This window comes from Streptomyces sp. WAC06614, from assembly GCF_003949795.1.
Taxonomy (GTDB): domain Bacteria; phylum Actinomycetota; class Actinomycetes; order Streptomycetales; family Streptomycetaceae; genus Streptomyces.
In genome coordinates this window covers 1-2,687 of the sequence record NZ_RPRY01000551.1, presented here as the reverse complement: position 1 = coordinate 2,687, position 2,687 = coordinate 1, and the positions used below count along the sequence as shown (strand labels likewise).

Annotated in this window: 3 protein-coding genes; 2 read left to right on the top strand and 1 reads right to left on the bottom strand. The window is 73.8% G+C overall.

The features are described from left to right. The first annotated feature begins 110 nt into the window (after nucleotides 1–110). Both EF918_RS34530 and EF918_RS34525 read left to right on the top strand, forming a co-directional pair. Nucleotides 111–884 carry a maleylpyruvate isomerase N-terminal domain-containing protein gene (locus EF918_RS34530; RefSeq protein WP_125652815.1) on the top strand — a complete coding sequence of 258 codons (774 nt, stop codon included), beginning with the start codon at nucleotides 111–113 and terminating at the stop codon, nucleotides 882–884. An 89-nt stretch (nucleotides 885–973) separates the two neighbouring features. Continuing rightward, on the top strand, nucleotides 974–1,561 hold the full coding sequence (locus EF918_RS34525) for a hypothetical protein (protein ID WP_125652814.1): 588 nt from the start codon (nucleotides 974–976) through the stop codon (nucleotides 1,559–1,561). Here the strand turns inward: EF918_RS34525 and EF918_RS34520 are convergent. After that, a complete protein-coding gene (locus EF918_RS34520; protein WP_260610969.1) occupies nucleotides 1,539–2,549 on the bottom strand; it encodes a helix-turn-helix transcriptional regulator in 1,011 nt (336 codons plus the stop codon). The two genes, EF918_RS34525 and EF918_RS34520, sit on opposite strands and share 23 nt — an antisense overlap. Nucleotides 2,550–2,687: the final 138 nt, after the last annotated feature.

Here is a 2,687-nt window from a genome sequence, read left to right as displayed (position 1 = left end):
GCCCGGGCGTGGGGCGTTGTCCGTTCCGGCCGGCTGGGGGCCGTCGTTCGGGAGGGCCGGGAAATCGGTGTCCGCGTAGTGGGGCGCAGTGGTAGAGATCCGGGGTGATCATGACACTCGAGTTTCCCGTTCTGTTGCGGCTGATCGACGAGCGATCGACCGCCTTCCGTGCCGCAGTCGCCTCCGCGCCCAGCCTCGACGTGCAGGTGCCGACCTGCCCCGAGTGGACGCTGTTCGATCTGGCGCAGCACATCGGCGAGGGGCGCCGGGACTGGGCCGTCACCGTGGCCGCGGGGCCCGCGGCGGCCAAGTCCGTGGCGGAGGGCGCGCCGGGTGCGCCTCGGGAGCGGGAGGCGCTGCTGGGATGGTTGGCGGAGTCCACCGAGCAGCTGCTCGACGCGTTGCGGGAGGCCGGGCCGGATCGTGGTTGTTGGGGGTGGTGGGAGACGTTGCAGTCGCCGCACACCGCCGGTGCCGTGGCTCGGCACCAGCTCCAGCAGATGGCGGTGCACACGTACGACGCCCAGATCACCGTCGGTGACCCGCAGCCGCTGCCGGGCGAGGTGGCGCTCGACGGGGTCGAGGATTTCCTTTCCACCTGCGTCGCCACGGCCAGTGCTTGGCCGCACGAGCCCGCTGTCATCGACTTCCATGCCTGCGAGGGCCGTTCCTGGCGCCTCTCGCTCTCCGGCGACGGCGCACGCAGTGCCCGGCTTCCCGGGCCCGGGGCCGTGCCGGCCGCCGCTCAGGCCTTCCTCTCCGTCCGGGGTACGGCCCATGAGTTGGTCCTTGGGCTGTACGACCGGATCCCCGTCGAGTCGCTGGAGGTCGAGGGGGACCGGCGGGTCTTCGCGCAGCTCCGCGCCTGGGATCCGGACGCGTAGGGACGTCGCCTCGGGGAAGCGACTGCGGGGGATCACGGGGGAGGCGCAGACTGGGCGGCACGGGTGGACGGCGGGCGGGTGGTGGCGAGGTGTTCCTGCTCGCCCACGGGCACGTGGTCCGGATCCGTGCGGTGCTGAAGGTGCGCCGCGTGGTGGGCCGGCTCCCGGCCGGTGCGGTGTTCCACTGCCGGGACGGGCGGGTGGTGATGACGGCCTACGATCCCCGGACGGACGAGGAGCGCAGCGTCCGGCTGCTCCACGTCGCCCACCCCACGCTGCTGCGCCGGCGGCGCGGGGTCGCCAAGTCGCGTACGGCGCTGCGCGGGCGGCTGGCGGCCGAGGCGGCCTGGCGCACCGGGCTGCCGCTCCTGGTGACGGTGCCGTCGTTCGTGGCCGTGGGGTGGCTGACCGCGTACCGCGATCCCCTGTGGGCGTACGTCCTGGGGTGCCTGGCGGCCCACCAGTTCATGCCGGCCGCGATCGGCGGGCGGGTCTTCCTGATCACGTTCTGGTCCGTGACCGCGCTGACGGGCTACCTGTTCCTGAACCGGGCTCAGCTCTGGCACCCGCCGCCGGGCGTCGCGGCGGCCCTCTACAGCGGGAGCTGGATCCTCAGCATGATCATCGTGGCGGTGCTCGTGCGCCGGCAGGGCATCAGTTCGTCCGTACCGGTCTAGGGCGGGTGCCGGCGTGGTCGTGCGGGGCGAGGGTGCGGGCGGTGAGGAAGCCCGCCTGGAAGCGGGACCGGGCGCCCGCGGCGCGCATGATCTCGGCGATGTGGCGCTGGCAGGTGCGCTCCGACATGCCCAGGCGGCGGGCGATGGCCTTGTCCTCCAGGCCCTCCGAGAGCAGGAGCACGATGGTCTGGCGGAGCTCCTCGGAGATCGAGCGGGCCTGGTCCGGGCCGACCGTGACGGGGAAGGGCTCCGCCTGGAGCCAGGAGCGTTCGAAGACGGCCGTCATGAAGTGGACGATGTTCGGCTCGCGGACCACCAGGGCGGCGCCCGGGCTGTCGGGAACGGCCAGCAGGCCCGTGTGCTGGTCGAAGACCAGCATCCGCAGGGGACCGTCGCCGAGGGTGCGGACCTGGGCGCCGAGCGCCGTCACCCGTTCGACGTACGCGGCGGTGGGCCGGGAGTAGCGGGCCGTGTGCTGGTAGAGGGTCCGCATCCGCACCCCGCGCGCCAGCAGGGCCTCGTCCCGGCCGATCGCCTCCTCCAGGGCCTCCGCGGGGCGGGCGCCGCCCGGCTGCGAGGTCAGCAATTCCTGCTCGCAGGAGGCGGCCAGCTCGGCGATGAGGGTGCGTACGGCGACCAGGTCGGTGACCAGTTCGAGTCGGCCCGAGCCGCTGGCCTCGCGGGCGGCCGCGCCCGCCTCGTACAGCGGGACCAGGGCCTCCATCTGTTCGCGGACCCGTTCCATCTCGTCGTGCGCCCGCCGCACCCGCAGGGCGAGCGGCGCCGTGGCCCGGGCGGCGGCGGCCCGTGGGGGGACGGCGCTCCAGCGGTCCTCGCCGCCGTCCGGGGCGCGCTGGAGCAGCTGCGCGGCGGCCAGCTCGGTGATCGCGGCGGCGGCCCGGGCGCCCAGGACCGTGGTGGCCTCGGCGGCGCCGAAGGCGTGCCGCTCGACGGCGTACGCGTACAGCCGCCGGGCGGCGGGGCTCAATGCGCGATCATCACCGGACATGTCCTATTCGTCCCGGCCCGCTGGTTTTTGTAAACCCCTCGGGTTTCCGCAAGGCAGCAAGACGACGCCCCCGGGGGCGTCGTCTTGCTGCCTTGCGGAAACCCGAGGGGTTTACAA

What these genes read in the sequence shown, in the direction of transcription:
- EF918_RS34530 (WP_125652815.1), top strand. Translation starts at nt 111, where the DNA reads ATGACACTCGAGTTTCCCGTTCTGTTGCGGCTGATCGACGAGCGATCG.